16 protein-coding genes are annotated in these 19,480 nt (G+C 46.9%); 6 read left to right on the top strand and 10 right to left on the bottom strand.

What is annotated here, in order from left to right; genetic code table 11:
- Window positions 1-16 precede the first annotated feature (16 nt).
- Window positions 17-3,046 carry a glycoside hydrolase family 2 TIM barrel-domain containing protein gene (locus BMX82_RS02495; protein WP_091765744.1) on the top strand — a complete coding sequence of 1,010 codons (3,030 nt, stop codon included), beginning with the start codon at window positions 17-19 and terminating at the stop codon, window positions 3,044-3,046.
- Window positions 3,047-3,218: 172 nt separating this feature from the next.
- Window positions 3,219-3,692: a hypothetical protein gene (locus tag BMX82_RS02490; protein WP_177171992.1), complete on the top strand. Its 474-nt coding sequence runs from the start codon at window positions 3,219-3,221 to the stop codon at window positions 3,690-3,692.
- 485 nt (window positions 3,693-4,177) lie between these two features.
- Here the strand turns inward: BMX82_RS02490 and BMX82_RS02485 are convergent, their stop codons facing one another.
- Window positions 4,178-5,128, bottom strand: a complete 951-nt coding sequence (locus BMX82_RS02485; RefSeq protein WP_255396533.1) for a glycosyltransferase family 2 protein — start codon at window positions 5,126-5,128, stop codon at window positions 4,178-4,180.
- A 99-nt stretch (window positions 5,129-5,227) separates the two neighbouring features.
- On the opposite strand from BMX82_RS02485, the gene BMX82_RS02480 reads away from it, so the two are divergent.
- On the top strand, window positions 5,228-5,794 hold the full coding sequence (locus tag BMX82_RS02480; protein WP_036912878.1) for a 30S ribosomal protein S16: 567 nt from the start codon (window positions 5,228-5,230) through the stop codon (window positions 5,792-5,794).
- A 62-nt stretch (window positions 5,795-5,856) separates the two neighbouring features.
- Here the strand turns inward: BMX82_RS02480 and BMX82_RS02475 are convergent, their stop codons facing one another.
- The 3 genes from BMX82_RS02475 to BMX82_RS02465 are packed head-to-tail and all read right to left on the bottom strand — an operon-like array spanning window position 5,857 to window position 8,815.
- Window positions 5,857-6,951, bottom strand: coding sequence for a glycosyltransferase family protein (locus tag BMX82_RS02475; RefSeq protein ID WP_091765735.1), 1,095 nt, complete (start codon window positions 6,949-6,951; stop codon window positions 5,857-5,859).
- On the bottom strand, window positions 6,948-7,907 hold the full coding sequence (locus BMX82_RS02470) for a glycosyltransferase family 2 protein (RefSeq protein ID WP_091765732.1): 960 nt from the start codon (window positions 7,905-7,907) through the stop codon (window positions 6,948-6,950). Before BMX82_RS02470 ends, BMX82_RS02475 begins: the two co-directional genes overlap by 4 nt.
- Window positions 7,892-8,815 (bottom strand): glycosyltransferase family 2 protein, encoded by a 924-nt coding sequence (locus BMX82_RS02465; protein ID WP_091765730.1) that lies wholly within the window; start codon window positions 8,813-8,815, stop codon window positions 7,892-7,894. Before BMX82_RS02465 ends, BMX82_RS02470 begins: the two co-directional genes overlap by 16 nt.
- A gap of 97 nt (window positions 8,816-8,912) precedes the next feature.
- Here BMX82_RS02465 and BMX82_RS02460 point away from each other — a divergent pair, with 97 nt between their 5' ends.
- Complete coding sequence (locus tag BMX82_RS02460) at window positions 8,913-10,391, top strand: oligosaccharide flippase family protein (protein WP_036912867.1); 1,479 nt, start codon at window positions 8,913-8,915, stop codon at window positions 10,389-10,391.
- Here BMX82_RS02460 and BMX82_RS02455 read toward each other — a convergent pair.
- Both BMX82_RS02455 and rlmD read right to left on the bottom strand, forming a co-directional pair.
- On the bottom strand, window positions 10,388-11,563 hold the full coding sequence (locus tag BMX82_RS02455) for a porin (protein ID WP_051949829.1): 1,176 nt from the start codon (window positions 11,561-11,563) through the stop codon (window positions 10,388-10,390). The genes BMX82_RS02460 and BMX82_RS02455 overlap by 4 nt on opposite strands.
- 94 nt (window positions 11,564-11,657) lie before the next feature.
- Window positions 11,658-13,091, bottom strand: a complete 1,434-nt coding sequence (gene rlmD / locus BMX82_RS02450; protein ID WP_036912864.1) for a 23S rRNA (uracil(1939)-C(5))-methyltransferase RlmD — start codon at window positions 13,089-13,091, stop codon at window positions 11,658-11,660.
- 202 nt (window positions 13,092-13,293) lie between these two features.
- Here rlmD and ppdK point away from each other — a divergent pair, with 202 nt between their 5' ends.
- Together ppdK and BMX82_RS02440 are read left to right on the top strand one after the other, a co-directional pair.
- Window positions 13,294-16,014, top strand: coding sequence for a pyruvate, phosphate dikinase (gene ppdK, locus BMX82_RS02445; protein ID WP_091765727.1), 2,721 nt, complete (start codon window positions 13,294-13,296; stop codon window positions 16,012-16,014).
- A 134-nt stretch (window positions 16,015-16,148) separates the two neighbouring features.
- Entirely contained in the window at window positions 16,149-16,931 is a 783-nt protein-coding gene (locus BMX82_RS02440) for a PhzF family phenazine biosynthesis protein (RefSeq protein ID WP_091765724.1), read from the top strand.
- A gap of 54 nt (window positions 16,932-16,985) precedes the next feature.
- Here BMX82_RS02440 and BMX82_RS02435 read toward each other — a convergent pair whose 3' ends face one another.
- The 4 genes from BMX82_RS02435 to BMX82_RS02420 are packed head-to-tail and all read right to left on the bottom strand — an operon-like array spanning window position 16,986 to window position 19,474.
- On the bottom strand, window positions 16,986-18,098 hold the full coding sequence (locus tag BMX82_RS02435) for a radical SAM/SPASM domain-containing protein (protein ID WP_091765721.1): 1,113 nt from the start codon (window positions 18,096-18,098) through the stop codon (window positions 16,986-16,988).
- Window position 18,099: 1 nt separating this feature from the next.
- Window positions 18,100-18,360, bottom strand: a complete 261-nt coding sequence (locus BMX82_RS02430) for a hypothetical protein (RefSeq protein WP_036912853.1) — start codon at window positions 18,358-18,360, stop codon at window positions 18,100-18,102.
- A complete protein-coding gene (locus BMX82_RS02425) occupies window positions 18,357-19,043 on the bottom strand; it encodes a nitroreductase family protein (RefSeq protein WP_036912851.1) in 687 nt (228 codons plus the stop codon). The genes BMX82_RS02430 and BMX82_RS02425 overlap by 4 nt, the downstream gene beginning before the upstream one ends.
- Before the next feature lie 2 nt (window positions 19,044-19,045).
- Window positions 19,046-19,474: a DoxX family protein gene (locus tag BMX82_RS02420; RefSeq protein WP_036912848.1), complete on the bottom strand. Its 429-nt coding sequence runs from the start codon at window positions 19,472-19,474 to the stop codon at window positions 19,046-19,048.
- Between the last annotated feature and the right edge of the window lie 6 nt (window positions 19,475-19,480).

The raw sequence follows: 19,480 nt of genomic DNA, 5'->3' as shown, positions 1-19,480 counted from the left end.
TAAAACAAAAAGAAAAATGAAAAAACTATTTCTATCAATGGCCTGTCTGGCTGCTTTGGCTGTAAATGCCCAGAAGTTACCCGTATGGCAGGATCCTAATGCAAATCAGCAGAATCGTGAAATGCGTCATGCTCATTTCTTTGCTTATGAGAGCATTGACAAGGCTAAAGGTGACAAAGCGCAGTCTAACCGTTTTCTCTCTATGGAGGGAACATGGAAATTCCATTTCGTTAAGAACCATCAGGATGCGCCGAAGAACTTCTTTAGTGTGAAGTACGATGATGCCAAGTGGGTAGATTTCCCAGTGCCTGGCCTCTTTGAATTGAATGGCTATGGCGACAAGACCTACAGAAACATGGGCTATGCGTGGAGTACGACTTTCAAGAGTAACCCGCCTTATATTGGTGAGACCAATAACTATACGGGTTCCTATCGCCGTACGTTCGAACTGCCTGTCAGCTGGAAAGGTCAGGAGGTGTTCTTCCATGTAGGATCTGCCACGAGTAACCTTTCTGTATGGGTAAATGGAAAATATGTGGGCTACTCTGAAGACTCCAAGGTTGCTGCAGAGTTTAATATCACGAAGTATCTGAAGCCTGGCAAGAATCTGATTGCCATGCAAGTGATGCGTTGGTGTGATGGCTCTTATCTCGAAGATCAGGATTTCTGGCGCTTCACAGGTATCGCCCGTGAAGTGTATCTCTATGCAACCCCAAAGGTTCATGTTCAGGATATCTTCGTGAAGCAGGATTATGTTGACGGAAAAGGACTCCTTGATGTTGACGTGAAGCTTGCTGGTGGCAAAGCCGACGTTGAAGCACAACTCTTTGACGCTGATGGAAAGTTGGTGGCCGAAGGTCTGAATACGACTGTTGCTGATGCTAAAGCCTGGACAGCCGAGACGCCTAACCTCTATACCTTATATATATCATTAAAGAAAGGTCAGGATGTCCAGGAAGTTATCAAACAGAAGATAGGCTTCCGTCATATCGAGATAAAAGGAGGGCAGTTGCTGGTTAACGGACAGCCTATCCTGATTAAGGGAGCAGACCGTCATGAGCTTGATCCTGATGGTGGCTATATCGTCTCTGTTGAGCGTATGATTCAGGATATTAAGATTATGAAACAGCTGAATATCAATGCTGTACGTACTTGTCACTATCCTGATGATCCCCGTTGGTATGACCTCTGCGACGAATACGGAATCTATCTTACGGCAGAGTCGAATCTCGAAAGTCACGGTATGGGTTATCGCGAGCAGACGCTCGCCAAGAACGAGGCGTTTGCCAAGGCGCATATTGAGCGTCAGGAGGGTAATGTCATGACTTATAAGAACCATCCGTCAATCATCGTCTGGTCTCTTGGTAATGAGGCTGGTTACGGTCCTAACTTCGAGAAAGCCTACGATTGGGTGAAAGCCTACGACAATTCACGTCCCTGCCAGTTCGAACAGGCTCGTCAAGACGGAAAGACAGATATCTTCTGTCCGATGTATCTGGGCTATGAAGACTGTGAGAAGTATGCCAAGGGTGATAATCCCCGTCCGCTCATCCAGTGCGAGTATGCTCATGCCATGGGTAACTCAATGGGTGGTTTTAAGGAGTATTGGGACCTCATCCGTAAGTATCCAAAGTATCAGGGTGGCTATATCTGGGATTTTGTTGACCAGGGATTGCGCGACAAGAGCCCTGTCACAGGAAAGGAGATCTTTACCTATGGCGGTGACTACGGACGCTATCCTGCTTCTGACTATAACTTCAACTGCAATGGTATCATTGCTCCCGATCGCCGTCTGAATCCCCATGCTCATGAGGTGGGCTATTACTATCAGAATGTATGGATTACCGATAAGGGACTGAAGGATGGTAAGTTAGAGGTGTATAACGAAAACTTCTTCAAGTCAATCGATGATTTAGAACTAGTGTGGAAGGTTAAGAAGCACAGTGGTACTATCGACGTCAGCGGTATTGCTCCACAACAGCGTAAGACCATTGTCGACGAAGGATTGGCAAAGATGCTGACGAAGGTGCTTGCTCACCATGCAGATGAGGAGATACTTGTTAACTTCGAGTTCCGTAGCCGTGAAGCTCAGCCGCTCATAGAGAAAGGTCAGGTACTGGCTCGTCAGCAGTTCATTGTCCAGCCCTACAAGTTCCCTGAGATCAAGGCAGAGACAGCTACGGTAGCGAAAGAGGAGACAGAAAGCTATGTGAAGTTTGATGTGGCTGGTACTTCTTTGACCATCGGTAAATGGAGCGGATGGATTGACTATCTTGATGTAGATGGTGAACCGATGTTGCTCGATCGCTGCTCTATCGTGCCTGAGTTCTGGCGTGCTCCAACTGATAATGACTATGGCGCACAACTTCAGAACAGACTAGGCGTTTGGAAGAATCCTCAGATGAAACTCGCTGATTGTCAGGTAAAAGGCAATTCTGTGGTAGCTGTTTTCGAGATGCCTGACGTGAAGGCTAAACTGACGATGACTTATACGTTGTCAGCTGAAGGTGAAGTGATTGTTCGCGAGCAGTTTGAACCATCGTCTTCTGACATCGTTCCTATGTTCCGTTATGGTATGACGCTTCAGATGCCGAAGCAGTATAATACTGTCAAGTACTATGGTCGTGGCCCTGTTGAGAACTATATCGATCGCAACTCATCAGAGTTCATTGGCGTATATGGCAATAAGGTGGCTGATGAATATTTCTCGTATGTCCGTCCACAGGAGTCTGGAAATCATACAGATATACGCTGGTTCCGTGTACTCAATGAACAGGGCAAGGGACTTGAGTTCTATTCAAATGCACCGATGGAGGCCAGTGCATTGAACTACCTGATTGAAGACCTTGACGACGGACCTGTGAAAGATAAGGTCTGGGGACATCACTCTGGCGACCTCGTAGAGCGCCCTCTCACGCAGGTTCACATCCAGCAGCGACAGATGGGACTCGGTTGTGTTAACTCATGGGGAGCATGGCCTCGAAAGGAGTATATGGTGCCCTGCAAGGCTTACGATTTCACCTTCGTTATCAAGCCTATCAATTAATTTGCACTCTGAATAGCTCATTCTGTGAGCAAAATGATACCACTTATGGCTTGACTTTTGTCAAAAAGTCGGCCATAAGTGGATATTTTATGAATTTTTTGCCAAAAAGAGTTGGTGTATACCTTATAAATTAGTACCTTTGCAGCGGAAAAAGAGATGATTTGAAATGAAAATGAAAAAGCAGATTACGATTTTGATGCTCGCTTTACTGGCGGGTGCTACTATGACTTATGCAGAGGAGACGAATGTCACCAACGATTGTGACACCACCTATATTAAGCTCGACGAGAATCTCGAGCCTATTAACTATGTGAATTGGTCAAAAGAGGACCTTGAGAATGAGGTGGGTGAGCTAGAGACTATTCTCGAGACTGACGCTTTCCAGCTTTATGCTGCTGGTGAATATACATACAAGATCGAGAACGGCTATGTTACTTCTATGGCTATTCAGATTGAGGACGAGAAGAACGATAAGGTTGTATACAACCAGATTCTCAACACATTGGCCAAGAGTAACTCTATTAAGGATACTCACAATACTGGTGGTAACTACTATCAGTATGAGAATTTCCAGGTTCAGTTCGACGACTTCGAGGGTTACGAGAAGCTTACATTCTCGGTCATTCCTTTCGATTTGGCACAGTAGTTGACCAGGGATAAAGGGAAGACTCCTTTGCAGGATTGTAAAGAATAGATACATAAAAAAGCGCCTTCTGATTTGCTCAATCTAGAGCAGCGGGAGGCGCTTTTAATGTTTATTACCGACAAGAAACGGGTTTGTCGTAAGCAAACTTAGGGTTTCATTACGGCAAACTATGGGTTTCCTTATGGCAAACTTAGGGTCTTTTCAGGTAAAACAATTTGTTTTACTTTTGTAGAGATAGCCTCCAAAGGTGAAAGAGATAGTCTTTTCGAGTACAAAACAACTTGTTTTGTTGTGAAAGAAACTATCTTAACGGGAATTGGAAATTGCCTTTTTCCGTAACAGGCACGTTATCAGCGACTTATAAAAACGCTCCAAAACTCGCGTATTTGCGGTCTGTGGATGGCTTGGTGACAAAGACGCGATTCTCACGAGGCGCTTTGTCAATAATAATCATGGGCTCTTGAAAAGGCTTGGAACGCAAGGACTCAGCGGAGCGACAGAAAGTAACCAAGGCGATAGAGTTTGAAGATAAGCAGAGACGGGTGGGGGCCACAGAGGTTTCGCCTTTCTATTCTGTGAAAGAGACGATGTCCCAATCGGATGATTGACAGGATGAGGGGGATATGGATGCCAGAGACCAGTGTCAGCAGTCGCGAGTAGCCTTTCAGCTCAGACTGGAAGGTGTATAGGGTGCGAAGGCCTTCTTCCGTCTTGCTCACGAAGTCGGCATTGGTCTCGAATGTGCAAAATCCCAACGGATTATCTATATGAGTGATTGGTATACGATGCTGTCGGAGAGCCTTTCCAAGCAGCACGTCCTCGTAGCCATAATGGCGGAACCGCTCATCGAAAGGATGCTGAAGCATCACTTCGCGGCGAATGAGCAGGTTGGCTGTGTGCAGATGCTGATAAGGAGAAGCCTGTCGCTGGCTCGCGATGTGCTTGTTCTCTTCGGCCTTCTCGTAGAGGTAGCGCAGGTTCTTGCCTTGCAAACGGCTGGAAACCGAACGGTCCTTCAGGCATTCTTCGTCGCCGTGAATGCTCACGCCCCCGCAGATAACGCCCAGGCAGGGACATTTCAGGTAGCGTGTGATGAACTGGTTGTTGAGCACCGTCATGTCGCTATCGATAAACAATAGGAAGCTATATTGGGCTTTCTGGGCCAGGAAGTTGCGGATGGCCGCACGCCCGACGTTCTGCTCACGCAGGATGTATTGGCAGTTGCTGAGCGAGGAGATGGGGAGGTTAGAGGCAATTGTCTCTTTGTTGTCGGAGCCGTCGTCGCCTACAAGGATCTCGTAGGGAATGAAAGTCGCCTGCAGAAGAGCCTGCAACTGCTGTACTAACGGCAGACAAACCGTGTTGTAGTTCGGAATCAGTATTGATAATTCTGTGATTTTGCTCATTTCGCTGGCAAAGATACTAAATATTTTCATAATTACTTGTTTATTTGTTATTTTATTCGTACCTTTGCACCCGCTTTTACGAGTTAAGAGCATGAAATTCAAATTTAACAATTAAAAAATTAAGCATTTATGGCAACAAAGATCAGATTGCAGCGCGGTGGTCGCAAAGGTTATGCTTTCTACAGCATCGTTATCGCCGACGCTCGTGCACCACGAGATGGTAGATTTACTGAGAAGATTGGTACTTACAATCCTAACACCAATCCTGCCACAGTAGACTTGAATTTCGACCGTGCGCTTTATTGGGTTGAGACTGGTGCCCAGCCCACAGACACAGTACGTAACATTCTGAGCCGTGAGGGCGTTTACCTGATGAAGCACCTGCGTGGTGGCGTGAAGAAGGGCGCTTTCGACGAGGCTGCCGCACAGAAGAAGTTCGATGCCTGGAAGGCTGACAAGCAGAAGGGTCTCGACAAGGTTCGTGAGGATGAGCTGAAGGCTAAGAAGGAAGCTGCTGCCAACGCACTGAAGGCAGAGAAGGCCGTTAACGAGGCTATTGCCAAGAAGGTAGCTGACAAGAAGGCTGCCGAGGCTGCTGCTAAGGCTGAGGAAGAGGCTGCAAAGGCTGCTGAGGCCGCTGCTGCTGAGGCTCCCGCTGAGGCTGCTGCTGAAGAGGCTGCTCCTGCTGAGGCATAAGCTGACGTTGAAAGAACAACAACTAAGAATTAAGATGAAGGCTGCATGTAAAAGTGCAGCCTTTATTTTTTGCTCCAAGTGTCAATATACTGCTGCGCTACTCTCTTGAAATCGTGATGACGGCAGACGTATTCCAGACTTTGGCGTTTCAGGTCGGGAATGCGCTCGGGATGCAGTATAAGTTTCTCTATTTCGTGATATACGCTCTCATAATTGGGCTGCACATTGATAACGGGGCGCAGCTCAGTCTCGCCGAGAATGTCGTAGCTTTCACTCTCGCCTCCGCCTATGCAGATGATTCCCTTCGACATGGCCAGCAGAGAATTCATAGAGGGGGTATAGCTGTAGAGTTGGTCGAGCAGGATGTCGGCCTCGTCCATCATTTTCTGATACTGGGCGAAGGGGACTGACTCTGCTTTAATGAGTTCGAACCGCTCAGGATAATTGTGGCTGATGTCAAGGGCGGCCTGCAACATGATGTCGGTACCTTTATATGCCGAACGTTCACGATTGATGCCAATGAAAGCCCTGATTCTATCGCTTGTGTCACTATTTACCGTGACGCCGCTCTGCTGCCTGATGGGGAAAGGAATATATGTCGTCTTTTGGGGGAAGTGGAAGCGGTAGCACACATCGTATTCATATAGTCCTGTAATAATGCCGTCGCAGTCCTCTGCAATATGACGGTTCAGACGCTCCTTGGTTGTGCCGAGCCACTCCTGCTGGTATTTTATAGCCTCATTGTCAGTACGTAGTTCCTCACCGATGTTGAAATCGCTGTAACGTAAAAGCTTCTTGTACGTACAGGTATAAACCCAATACCAATCCATACCGAAGCCGCCAAGAAACACCTTCTTGTTATGGCGGCGCAGATAATTATAAAACCAGAACAAACGCTCGGCTTTCAGTTCAAAGAACATTGGGTTGATGAGTTGCACGATATCGTAACCTCTTAGTTTCGGCAATAGTCCGTATAGCTTTGCCATCAGGCAGATACCTCCCCATTTGCCTGGCTTTCGAGCCACATCGATATCTCTGGGGTAGTTCTTCCAGAAATCACCGTTGGATACAACGGTCACCTCGTGTCCTAATGAGCGGAGCCCTTCGGCAAGCGTGGCGTGTACATTGCTATATTCGCCAACAAGTAATACTTTCATCGTTCTTTGCTGAGCAGTGGTATGAGATGTGTTAGGACAGAACGTCCTGCCTGAGTATTAATCAATCTGCGGAACCATACGTACTTCGACGTATAGTCCTGATTAGGAAGAGGGTAGAGCCCTGCCTGTCGTAGCTCCTCGATTTTGCGCTCGATATAATGGCTCGGACTTTTCAGCCGGATAATCTGGTAGAGATAGTCCATCGTGAGTTGGGCCACACGGCGTTGCAGAGCTGACCGATCGTCTATTGGAAGTCTGTCGGCTTGAACACTAAGACGCATAATGATGCTCTTCACGTCTTCCAAGCGTCCCAGCCGCTGACGTATATGATTTCCTGTGCTGATAGAGCCTTGGCGCTGCTGATACAGATAAGCCTGGGCATCGGTCCAGATAACTTTCTCTGCCCGTAATAATAGCAAGGGGGTAAATTCTTCGTCCTCGTGACAGATACCAGGGGTGAATCTCAGATTGCCCAAAATGGAACGGGCAAAGAGATAACCGCATGCCGTTCCGCGAATGTTCTGATGGCGCATGAGCCTGCTGCCTTTCTGCGGTTCGCTGTCTGTGTAGTTTGGGTTGTCCGATGGCTTGTGGGTAAAGTCGAACATCACCATCTCTGGTGCGTTGAAGCGAATCAAATCGATACAGTGTTCATAGGCAGGTCGTATCAGCTTATCGTCACTGTCTACAAATTGCAGATAGGTGCCTGTAGCCATCTGTATGCCTGTGTTTCTTGCTACACTTAGTCCTTTATGAGCCTGTCTGATGTAGATGATGTCCTCACCATATTTCGTGAGCTCGCCCATTGGAGCATTTGCCGAACCGTCGTCTATTACGATGATCTCTCTCTCGAATGCACGAAGCGATAGGGCAAGTATACTGTCGATACACTCGCAAAGCATCCTGGCAGGTAGTTCATAGTAGGCAATGATAAAGCTGATTAGTGGTTTCTCCATACGTTATGAAAGAGTCTGGTGAGTTTACATAATGATTTGATACCCAATATGTTTAATGCGATAGATTTGAGCTTTTGAATACCGTTGAAATATTTGGGATTCATATGTATATCGGGTAGTATTGGTACTTCGCCAGTCATTTCAAAAACATCTATCTGTATGTTGATTACTTGCATGTAATAGGCTTGAAAGTCCTTGTCACGTCGTTGTGTATCCATGATGATACTCACATGATGATGGAGTAGCATGCGCATGGCCGAATTGTCGGCAGTAGCCGTAATGCCTTTGGGATTATAGCAATAGTAGTAACATCCCGAGTTGATAGTTGCCACGATGCTGGCTTTCTTGAGAAGACAATATAGTGTATAGATGTCTTCGAAAACAACACCCGTAGGGAACCTGACCTCGTCAAAGAGTTCCTTCTTGTATATCTTGTTCCAAGCATAGGTATGCTGGTAAGCACGTCCTTGAAACCAGTATGCCTCCATATTGTTATATACCGTTTCTTCAGGAAAAGCCAGCTCATGATGGTTCGGCGAGCCGTAGAACAGTTGTGCGGGATATTCTAAGATGTCTACTTCTGGATTTCTGGCTATATAATCCATTACAGGTGCAAATGTGTGTTCGCCGATATAGTCGTCGGAATCGATGAAGGTTATGTATTTACCTCTGGCTACGTCAATACCTGCGTTGCGGGCGTCACTCAAACCACCGTTTTTCTTATGTATTACGGAAATCTTTTCGCTCTTAAGTGCCCATCTGTCGCATATCTGGGGACAACGGTCTGGTGATCCGTCGTCGACAAGAATCAGTTCATAGTTACTGAAATCCTGATTGACAACACTCTCTATACATTTATTGAGTGTGGCCTCTACGTTATAGACAGGGATGATTATACTTAGTTTCACGGGGCAAAGTTACGAATAAGTGAGCAAAATGCAAAAGAAAAATGTTTTTTTCTTTTCATTTGAAATAATTTGCGTACTTTTGCGTTTGGTTTATTATATGGCTAAAGAATCTAACGAAAGTTATCGGCATATACTGAAATATACGGGTATTTTCGGTGGCGTGCAAGGGCTGAGTATTGTTTTAGGACTTGTACGTACAAAACTTGTTGCATTAATACTCGGTCCATCGGGCATGGGCCTGGCCTCATTGTTTAATACCACAGTAGGTTTTGTTTCTCAGGCTACTAATCTTGGCATCTCTTTCAGTGCAGTGCGACATATTTCAGCCCTGTATGATGGAGGCCAGAAAGAAGAGTTGGAACATTTTGTGAAAGTAATCAGAGGATGGTGCCTGCTTACGGCTTTGATAGGTATGCTGGTATGTGTGGCTATAGGGCCGTTGCTGAGTCAGACTACCTTTGCCTGGGGTAATCACAGCCTTCACTTCATGTTACTTTCGCCTGCTGTCGGTATGCTGGCTATTACCGGTGGCGAGACAGCTATACTTAAAGGCATGCGCAGCCTTGGATCATTGGCCGTGATTCAGGTGTTGACGGTTGTTGCTGCTCTTGTCATCTCTGTTCCTATCTATTATGTCTTCGGTGAGTCTGGCATCGTACCTGTCATCGTGCTGATGGCTTTAGCAACCATGTTGCTCACGGTGCGTCAATCCTTCCGCCTGATGCCGCTGATGCTTTGTGGTGCTCGTGGCATCTTGGGCGAGGGAATGGATATGGTGCGTCTTGGCGTAGCTTATACGTTGGCGGCTATCGTGGGTACTGCATCTGAGATGTTTATTCGTTCCTATCTGAACGTGACAGGCGACCTTGATGTACTCGGACTCTATAATGCAGGCTATATGCTAACTATTACCTATGCGGGTATGGTCTTTTCCGCTATGGAAGCCGACTATTATCCTCGTTTGTCAGGGGTTCAGCATGATATTGCAACTACGAACGATACCGTTAACCGTCAAATGGAGGTCTCATTGCTGCTGATATCGCCTATGTTGGCGGGATTAGTAGTTTTTCTGCCAATCCTTGTGCCATTATTATTCAGTCAGCAGTTCCTGCCTGTGGTGGGAATGGCTCAGGTTGCTGCCTTGGCCATGTATATGAAGGTACTGACTCTTCCTGTGGCATATATCACTCTTGCCAGAGGTTATTCGCTTTCCTATCTGTTTCTTGAGACCTCCTATTATGTAGTATTTGTTCTCCTTGTTATTTTCGGTTATCGTCAGTGGGGGCTTCTCGGTACGGGAATTGCCGTTACTTTGGCTCATCTTTTTGAGTATCTGTTAGTCAATGCCTATGCATATAAAAAATACGGTTACCGTAGTTCGGTAACCGTATATAGATATGCTGTCGTTCAGATCGCACTTGGTCTTTTGGCTTATATGCTGACACTCACCGCCGAAGGCGTTCTTTATTGGGCGGCAAGTGCTTTAGTCATATTGCTTAGTATGGGTTTGTCGCTCCAAGTTCTGCGTAGTAAAACTCATCTGTGGCAAGCACTCACCAAGCGCTTCCTGCGTTAAAAGCGGAAGTCTAATTCTATATCTACGAAGTTGTGATTCTTGTGAGCAGCGCGCTCGTTTACAAGTGCATACTCTGCATTGAGCTGCAAGTTCTTCGTAAAGAAGTAGTTCAGACCGATCTCGTACATGGTCTTAGCACGATTCCATTCCTTGTTGTCGCGATAGGTCTGGTAACGGGCCTTAGCGTGGAGCTTGCTCTTTACTACAGGCACGATGCCGAAAGCATACCAACCATCGGCCTTGTCGCCTAGCTCAAGATTTGCACCATAACCTTGGCTATGCAGATACTCAGCACGGAAGGTGTACTCATTCTTGTCGTACTCGGCGGAAAGGGCGTAGCGGTTCTTGCGAGCGCTCTTGATTGTTGTGTTCATGGTAGTTGGATATGGGACATATGCTCCATCTTGGCTGTATACATAACCTGTATAGGTCGCAGCCATCTCACCACGAGTACCAGTCCATCCGAAGGCACCGATGCGAAGTCCCTGAATAGGCATTACCCAGAAACCTCCGATGATATCTTTCTTGTTGTCTTTATCCTTCTGGTTAATACCCTCACCATTGTATACACCTATCTGGTAGTGGAATGTACGACGACCGTTAGCGTTGGGGAACAGGTCTCCCGAGAACTGAAGACCAATATCACGACCGCCTGATGACTTTTCGCCAGTGCGATCGCCGAAACCAGAGAGATTATTGATAACCATGGCGTACGAATACCAACCCTGAGTGATGGGGTGGGTGGGGTTCTCAAATGTGAACGCACGCTTGAACTGACCTGCACGGATCTTAAACTCTGGGTATTTACGCCATTCGGCATAGAGGTCTACCAACTGTACGGTAGGTTCGCCTGGTCCTTTTACGTTGGTACCCTGAATCTGTGCACGCCAATCGAAGTCGCCGATTTTACCGTCGAGGATGAAACGGGCCAGACGCAGGTTGAAAGTGTTGGTATGTGCACCTTCTTTATCTTCGCCCTGATATTGGAGCATGCCATAACCACTAAACTTAATGTTCTTAACCCACTGCGGAACCTCTACAACAGTTTTCTTTTCCTGTTGTACTTCCTGAGCATTTTGTACTTCTGCATTAAGTACCTCTGGTTCTTCTGCATTCATGGTGCCAACGAAACCTGTCATCAGCACGATGAGTAAAAATGTTTTCTTTAACATGATTTTTTTTGTTTTAGGTTATATGGGGGCAAAGATAGGGAAAAAAGTTCAATATTCCAAATATAATCCCCCATATTTCCTGATTATACTATTTTTAACGTTGTTCTAATAATACCACGTTCTCCACATGTGGTGTGTGGGGAAACATATCTACAGGTTGTACGGCAACCACTTTATATGCCTCGTCGAAGTCTTGTAGGTCACGGGCCTGAGTGGCAGGGTTACAACTTACGTAAACGATGCGCTTGGGTGCAGCACGGAGGATGGTCTTTACTACGTCGGGGTGCATTCCTGCACGTGGCGGGTCGGTGATAATCACATCAGGACGTCCGTGTTTGGCAATGAAATCATCGGTTAGAATGTCCTTCATGTCGCCAGCATAGAAGAGCGTGTTGTCGATATGATTTATTTCCGAATTAATTTTTGCATCTTCAATGGCCTCGGGCACATATTCTATTCCAATTACCTTGCGAGCCTTTTTAGCTACAAAGTTGGCTATGGTTCCTGTGCCGGTATAGAGGTCGTATACCAGCTCTTCACCTTTCAAATCGGCCAATTCGCGAGCAACACTGTATAGATGGTATGCCTGCTCGGTGTTGGTCTGGTAGAAACTCTTTGGCCCCACCTTGAACTTCAGATCTTCCATGGTCTCAAATATGTGGTCATTACCTTTGAATACCAATATGTCCTGATCACCGATAGTATCGTTGCACTTCTGATTGTCAAGATATAGTAACGAGCTGATCTCTGGGAATTTGTCGGATATATGTTTCAGTAATCCAAGAGCCTCATCTTTACCTCCTGTCTCGTCATAATGGAACTGAATTATTACCATCCATTCACCTGTGTTGGAATTTCGAATGATAACGTCGCGTAGCAGACCTTTTTGCTGGCGGAGGTCGAAGAACGTGATGCTGTTCTCTATGGCATAGTCGCGAATTTCGTTGCGAATTTTATTATGCAGATCATCCATCAACCAACATTTCTCTACGGGTAGAATTTTGTCGAATGCACCTGTGATGTGAAATCCTATGGCGGGTATGTCTTTTAGGCTTTGACTCTCGTCATTAGGTAGGGTTGCAATCTCCTGTTTTGTTAGATAACGTTTGTTGGCACAACCATAGTCCAGCTTATTGCGGTACTCTTGTGTCTTTACACTCCCTAGAATAGGACGGAATTCTGGTAAATCGACCTTGCCGATGCGTGTTAATTGGTCTTTCACCTGTTGCTGTTTGAACTTTATCTGTTCTTCGTAGGGAAGGTTCTGCCATTTACAGCCACCGCATACACCAAAGTGCTGACAGAAAGGAATCGCGCGTACATTACTATATTTAATAAAGCGTACAACTTCACCTTCAGCAAATGAGTGTTTCTTACGGCGAATCTGCACGTCGCATACATCACCAGGCACACAGAAAGGTACAAAAACCACCATGTCGTTCCAGTGGAACAGGCACTTTCCTTCTGCTGCAACAGCCTCTATTGTTACACTCTCTAAGAGTGGTAAAGGTTTCTTGTTTCTTGCCATCTTTTTCTCTAATTTGGCTGCAAAGGTACAAAATTATCCCTAAAATTCTTCTAAATCTACGTAATCTGTGGCTAAAAAAGTGAAAATGTAAGGTCGACATTACAATTTTTCATTGTTTTTTTTGGATAATACATCAAATTGTGGTATCTTTGCGGAATTAAAAGCAAAAAAACAATTTATCAATTAATAGTTTAACTGACTTATGAGTACAAAAAGAGTTTACCTCTTCGGTAATGGTAAGGCCGAAGGTAATGCAAAAATGCGTGAGGAACTTGGCGGTAAAGGCGCTAACCTTGCTGAGATGAACCACATCGGCGTTCCTGTTCCTCCTGGTTTCACAATTACTACAGATTGCTGTAACGAATATTATCAGGTTGGTCAGCAGAAGATTATGGAACTGCTGAACGATGACGTAATGGCTGCCGTGAAGCATATAGAGAACTTGATGAACTGCAAGTTTGGCGATGCCCAGAATCCTCTGTTGGTATCTGTTCGTTCTGGTGCCCGTGCCTCAATGCCTGGTATGATGGACACCATCCTGAACCTTGGTTTGAACGACGAGGTTGCAGAGGGTATGGCCAAGAAGACAAATAATCCTCACTTCGTGTACGACTCTTATCGTCGTTTCGTACAGATGTACGGCGATGTTGTACTCGAGATGAAACCCGTAAATAAAACTGATATCGACCCATTCGAGGAGATTATCGAGAAGGTTAAGAAGGAGAGCGGTGTTGTTCTGGATAAGGACCTCTCAGTTGAGGACTTGAAGAAGCTGGTTAAGCTGTTCAAGGCTGCCATCAAGGAGCGCACAGGTAAGGACTTCCCCAACGATCCTATCGAGCAGCTCTGGGGTGCTATCTGCGCTGTGTTCCGTTCTTGGATGAACGAGCGCGCTATCCTGTATCGTAAGATGGAGGGAATCCCCGACGAGTGGGGTACAGCTGTATCAGTAATGGCAATGGTATTCGGTAACATGGGCGATACATCAGCTACTGGTGTATGCTTCAGCCGCGATGCTGCTAACGGTGAAAACCTGTTTAACGGTGAGTATCTGGTTAACGCTCAGGGTGAGGACGTTGTTGCTGGTATTCGCACACCACAGCAGATTACAAAGATCGGTTCTCAGCGCTGGGCTGAGCGTGCTGGTATCTCTGAGGAGGAGCGCGTAGCCAAGTATCCTTCGATGGAGGAGGCCATGCCTGAGATTTATGCCGAATTGAATGGTATCCAGGACAAGCTGGAGCACCACTATCACGATATGCAGGATATGGAGTTCACCGTACAGGAGGGCAAGCTCTGGTTCCTCCAGACACGTAACGGTAAGCGTACTGGTGCTGCTATGGTTAAGATTGCTATCGACCTGCTCCACGAGGGTATGATCGACGAGAAGACTGCCATCCAGCGCTGCGAGCCTCAGAAGCTCGACGAGTTGCTCCACCCAGTATTCGATAAGAAGGCTCTCTCTGCTGCTAAGGTTATTGCACAGGGTCTGCCTGCATCTCCAGGTGCTGCTTGCGGTCAGATTGTATTCCACGCTGACGACGCTAAGGAGTGGCATGAGAATGGACATAAGGTAGTACTCGTACGTATCGAGACCTCACCTGAGGACCTCGCTGGTATGGCTGCTGCCGAGGGTATCCTCACCGCTCGTGGTGGTATGACCTCACACGCTGCCGTTGTGGCTCGTGGTATGGGTAAGTGCTGCGTATCAGGTGTAGGTGCTCTGAATGTTAGCTATAAGGACAAGACCGTTGAGATCGACGGCGTAACATATAAGGAGGGTGACTTCATCTCTCTGAATGGTACAACTGGTCAGGTATATGCTGGCGAGGTTCCAACAAAGGCTGCTGAGCTTTCAGGCGACTTCAAGGAGCTGATGGACCTCTGCGACAAGTACACCAAGCTGCAGGTTCGTACCAATGCTGATACTCCACACGATGCACAGGTAGCTCGCGCTTTCGGTGCCAAGGGTATCGGTCTTACACGTACCGAGCACATGTTCTTCGAGGATCAGAAGATTGTTGCTATGCGTGAGATGATTCTGGCTGATAGCGTTGCCGGACGTGAGAAGGCACTTGCCAAGCTGCTGCCTTACCAGAAGGCTGACTTCAAGGGTATCCTCGAGGCTATGGATGGTCTGCCCGTTAATATCCGTCTGCTCGATCCTCCTCTCCACGAGTTCGTTCCCCACGATCTGGCTGGTCAGCAGACCATGGCTAAGGAGATGGGCGTAAGCTTGGAGGAAATCCAGCGCCGTGTTGACTCACTCGCTGAGAACAACCCAATGCTGGGTCACCGTGGTTGCCGTCTGGGTATCACATTCCCTGAGATTACCGCTATGCAGACCAAGGCTATCCTTTCTGCAGCTTGCGAGTTGAAGAAGGAGGGTAAGAACCCAATGCCAGAGATCATGGTTCCTCTGATTGGTACTATCAACGAGCTCAAGCAGCAGAAGGAGGTTATCCAGTATGCCGCTAAGGAGGTATTCGCTGAGTATGGTATCGAGGTTGAGTTCGAGATTGGTACAATGATCGAGATTCCACGTGCTGCCCTGACTGCCGACCTGATTGCTTCTGAGGCTCAGTACTTCTCATTCGGTACTAACGACCTTACTCAGATGACCTTCGGTTACAGCCGCGACGATATCGCTTCGTTCCTGCCTGTTTACCTCGACAAGAAGATCCTGAAGGTTGACCCATTCCAGGTACTCGACCAGAAGGGTGTAGGTCGTCTCATCAAGTTCGCCGTTAAGGAGGGGCGTGAGGTTCGTCCTGAGCTTCGTTGCGGTATCTGTGGTGAGCATGGTGGTGAGCCCAGCTCAGTTAAGTTCTGCGCTAAGATTGGCATGAACTACGCTAGCTGCTCTCCATTCCGTGTGCCCATCGCCCGCCTTGCCGCCGCACAGGCAGCTGTTGAGGAGTAGAATACTCATATATAACTGCAAAGGGACCTGTTTTCGCTTGGCAGGTCCCTTTTTTATTTTTATGCCTATACGAGCATATAGATAATAGCATAATAAACAGATAAATCGTAATTTATAAAAGAAAGGAATATTAAATGAGACAGTATGTTGTAGATGCTTTCACAGACTCTGTGTTTCACGGCAATCAAGCAGCCGTTTGTGTTATGGAGAAGTGGCCAAGCGAGGAAATGATGATGAACATCACTCGTGAGAACAATTTCTCTGAGACCGCATTTACGGTCAAAGAGGGTGAAAAGTGGCATTTGCGTTGGTTCACACCTGGGGGTGAGATTGATCTTTGTGGACATGCCACATTGGGAACAGCTTTCGTCTTGCTCAATTATTATGAAAAGGATGCAGATCAGGTTGTATTTACCACTTTAAGCGGCGAATTAATCGTGACACGCAAGGGTAACTTATATGAGATGGAGTTTCCTGCCTATGAATTGAGGCCGACAACCGTAACGACTGCCATGGAGGATGCTTTGGGAGTTTCTGTCAGAGAGGCTTATATTGCCCGTGACTTGCTATGTGTACTGGATGATGAGCAGGCTGTTTTGAGTCTGAATCCTGATTTGGAGAAAGTTAAACAGATAGATGGGCTATTGGTTCATGTTACGGCCAAAGGAGAGAAAGAAGATTGCGTTTCACGTAGTTTTGGTCCGAAGCTTAACATTCCTGAAGACCCTGTTTGCGGTTCCGGCCACTGCCACATCATCCCCTATTGGGTAGACACGTTAGGAAAAGAGGAGTTGGTGGCCTTCCAGGCATCAAAACGTGGTGGAATACTTTATTGCAGGAAAGAAGGCAACAAGATATTTCTTGCAGGCAATGCTGTTTTATATTCTGTTGATGAATTGTATGTAGATGAGGATTAATTGAGTAAAAACGCGCAGAATGTGTCGGATCTCAGGTTTTATGTGATGACTCCATCACGAGAGACGAGGAGAGATCATTTCCTCTATCTCATCGCGATGTTCGAAAAGTGTGCAGCCGCCTGTATGCTCCCATCCGAGTGCACGTGCTGCACGAATCTTCCGGAAGAGTGGCGATTGTAGGGCTTGTCGTACGCCCATCTCGGCCACATTACTATCACTGAAAGGAGAGAACGGACATGGCTCTGCGCTACCATCTGGCCCGATATGGAAGAAACCGCGACCTGAGGCCAGACAGCCTCCAAGAGCTTTTTCGTCGCCAGGGAACGATAGGAAGATGATGTCTTCGTACTCCTCACGGCGGGCTTCAAGCACCTGTTCCATCTCAGCCACATGTTCATCGCTGAATGCCAGATGCTCAGTTCCAGCTTCGGTTGGTACGTATTCAATGTAGAACACGATCTTGCAGCCGTATGAGCGTAGCTGGTCGATAAACTCGGACGAGGTTACCATCTTATAGTTCTCTGTGGTTACCGTGATGCTTGTGCCAAAGAACAGATCTTCCTGTTTCAGCTGTTCCATCGACTGCATGGCACGTTTAAACACACCCTGTCCGCGTCGTTCGTCGGTTCCCATAGCTGTTCCCTCAATACTGATGATGGGCACCATGTTCAGATGCTTGCTAAGGAATTCAATATATGAGGGGCCTATGAGGGTGCCATTGGTGAAAATAGGGAAGATCATATCCTTCACCTTGGCCACAGCCTCCAGAATATCCTTACGCATCATAGGTTCACCACCCGCCAATAGCGAGAAGTTGATGCCCATATCGGCAGCTTCGGTGAAAATTTGCTGCCATTGTTGGGGTGTCATTGTTGCCTTGCGTTCGGTCTCTTGGTCGTTAGCTATACCATTACTGCGGGCATAACAGCCTTTGCAATGCAGATTGCAGGTTGTTGAGATACTGCTAATGAGGAAAGGGGGGACATCTATGCCCTCCTTTTCCTGTACTTTCTTGCGTCTTTTTTCCGATTTGGCAAACAACTGTTGCATGCGGAATGCAAACTTTGCCTCGCGCGGATTCGACAAAACGTTCTTATAGGCCTTTGCCATGATGCGGCTGATGCTGCCGTTCATGTAGGTCGCCAAGTCAATTTTTACTTGTTCCATTCTAATGATTTGTGTCTTCCCTTTTGAATTTCATCCAATTTCTCACCCGATTATATCCTTCGACTCCAAGAATGGTTAGTCCCCCATATTGGCATGTCTTCGCCATTCCAAAAAGAACTGTCCAAAGGATGCCTTTTGCTGCAGCACTGATAGGAAGCAGCATCTGGGCGAAGGACAGGATATAGAAGGGGATGCAGCACAATAGGACGATGACGCCTGTCTTGAACGAAAGGGATTGCAGCCACTGTTTTATTCTCTTCATGCCCACTCGAAATTCTCTTTACCTGCGCCCACTTCGAAATGATACTTTACGATACCCAGATCCAGCTGAGCATAGCCTATCATTGAGAATCCTTTCTTGGCAATCACCTGAGGGCGACCGTTCTTTCTTCCTGCTAATTCAAAGGAGAATTTCTGCTGGTTCACAGCAGTTGGCGCGAGCAGGGCGGCTTCTATGCCCTTCTTGAACCATGATGGAGTCACATCGCTGGCGTTGCTCACTTGCTCAACGGTCTTCACCTTATGGCCTTCACCCTGCGTCTCTCCATAGCCGAGCGCGATATAGCAGGCAATCTTTTCTCCATCTTCGAGTACGTAGGTTCCAGGCACTTTTGAGTAGCTGAGTCCTACCCAGCAGGTGTTCAATCCTAATGTCTGGGCCAGCAGCACCAGTTGCTCGCCGTAGTAACCTACACGTTCGTTCAAGTCGTTCGACTTTTTTCCTGCCATAACAAAGTAATTGCACACTCCGCTAAACTTACCATATTTAGCCAGTTTCCCTTGGAATGCCTTGGGTTCGTTCAGGATTAGCTGTATATGCAAGTTGCCCAGTTTGTTGAGTTCTGCAATCTTCTCTCTCAGCACTTTGACTACTCCTTCTGTTAGTGGCTGTTCCTTGTAAGCCCTTACACTGTGACGGGCTTCGATAGCTTCTTGTATTGTCATAGTTATTTATTTTTTACAATCGTTATACATTTCTTGCAGTATTTCCAGCCACCTGTCGACCACAGGGCGAGGAATATTAGTACGGGCTGGAAGAAGAGTCGGATGAAACGAGCCTGATCGGTGTCGAGTCCGAAGGCATCGATGTGATTCACATACTGGTTGATGTTGCCAGGGAAGATGAGCACATAGAAGAGTGCGAGCAGCGCACCGACGAGTGCTTTCTTTTTCCAGAGGAATAACATACCCAGTCCGAGGCATATCTCTACTACGCCTGATGCGAGTACAACGAAATCGGTGAACCCATCGCTGAACTGTAGCCATGTGGGTACCTGAGCTACAAACTCCTGACGCGCGATGGTCAAATGGCTGAAACCTGCATAGGTCATAAAGAGACCTAATAGCAAGCGGAAACATAATTTTATATACTTCATTTCGTG

Origin of the sequence: Prevotella sp. khp7 (genome assembly GCF_900109055.1) — a bacterium.
Lineage (GTDB): Bacteria > Bacteroidota > Bacteroidia > Bacteroidales > Bacteroidaceae > Prevotella.
This window is presented reverse-complemented; position numbering and strand designations above follow the sequence as displayed.

What these genes read in the sequence shown, in the direction of transcription:
- BMX82_RS02435 (WP_091765721.1), bottom strand. Translation starts at nt 18,098, where the DNA reads ATGGAACAAGTAAAAATTGACTTGGCGACCTACATGAACGGCAGCATC.
- BMX82_RS02495 (WP_091765744.1), top strand. Translation starts at nt 17, where the DNA reads ATGAAAAAACTATTTCTATCAATGGCCTGTCTGGCTGCTTTGGCTGTA.
- BMX82_RS02420 (WP_036912848.1), bottom strand. Translation starts at nt 19,474, where the DNA reads ATGAAGTATATAAAATTATGTTTCCGCTTGCTATTAGGTCTCTTTATG.
- BMX82_RS02430 (WP_036912853.1), bottom strand. Translation starts at nt 18,360, where the DNA reads ATGAAGAGAATAAAACAGTGGCTGCAATCCCTTTCGTTCAAGACAGGC.
- BMX82_RS02490 (WP_177171992.1), top strand. Translation starts at nt 3,219, where the DNA reads ATGAAAAAGCAGATTACGATTTTGATGCTCGCTTTACTGGCGGGTGCT.
- rlmD (WP_036912864.1), bottom strand. Translation starts at nt 13,091, where the DNA reads ATGGCAAGAAACAAGAAACCTTTACCACTCTTAGAGAGTGTAACAATA.
- BMX82_RS02485 (WP_255396533.1), bottom strand. Translation starts at nt 5,128, where the DNA reads ATGAAAATATTTAGTATCTTTGCCAGCGAAATGAGCAAAATCACAGAA.
- BMX82_RS02470 (WP_091765732.1), bottom strand. Translation starts at nt 7,907, where the DNA reads ATGGAGAAACCACTAATCAGCTTTATCATTGCCTACTATGAACTACCT.
- ppdK (WP_091765727.1), top strand. Translation starts at nt 13,294, where the DNA reads ATGAGTACAAAAAGAGTTTACCTCTTCGGTAATGGTAAGGCCGAAGGT.
- BMX82_RS02475 (WP_091765735.1), bottom strand. Translation starts at nt 6,951, where the DNA reads ATGAAAGTATTACTTGTTGGCGAATATAGCAATGTACACGCCACGCTT.
- BMX82_RS02440 (WP_091765724.1), top strand. Translation starts at nt 16,149, where the DNA reads ATGAGACAGTATGTTGTAGATGCTTTCACAGACTCTGTGTTTCACGGC.
- BMX82_RS02480 (WP_036912878.1), top strand. Translation starts at nt 5,228, where the DNA reads ATGGCAACAAAGATCAGATTGCAGCGCGGTGGTCGCAAAGGTTATGCT.
- BMX82_RS02460 (WP_036912867.1), top strand. Translation starts at nt 8,913, where the DNA reads ATGGCTAAAGAATCTAACGAAAGTTATCGGCATATACTGAAATATACG.
- BMX82_RS02455 (WP_051949829.1), bottom strand. Translation starts at nt 11,563, where the DNA reads ATGTTAAAGAAAACATTTTTACTCATCGTGCTGATGACAGGTTTCGTT.
- BMX82_RS02425 (WP_036912851.1), bottom strand. Translation starts at nt 19,043, where the DNA reads ATGACAATACAAGAAGCTATCGAAGCCCGTCACAGTGTAAGGGCTTAC.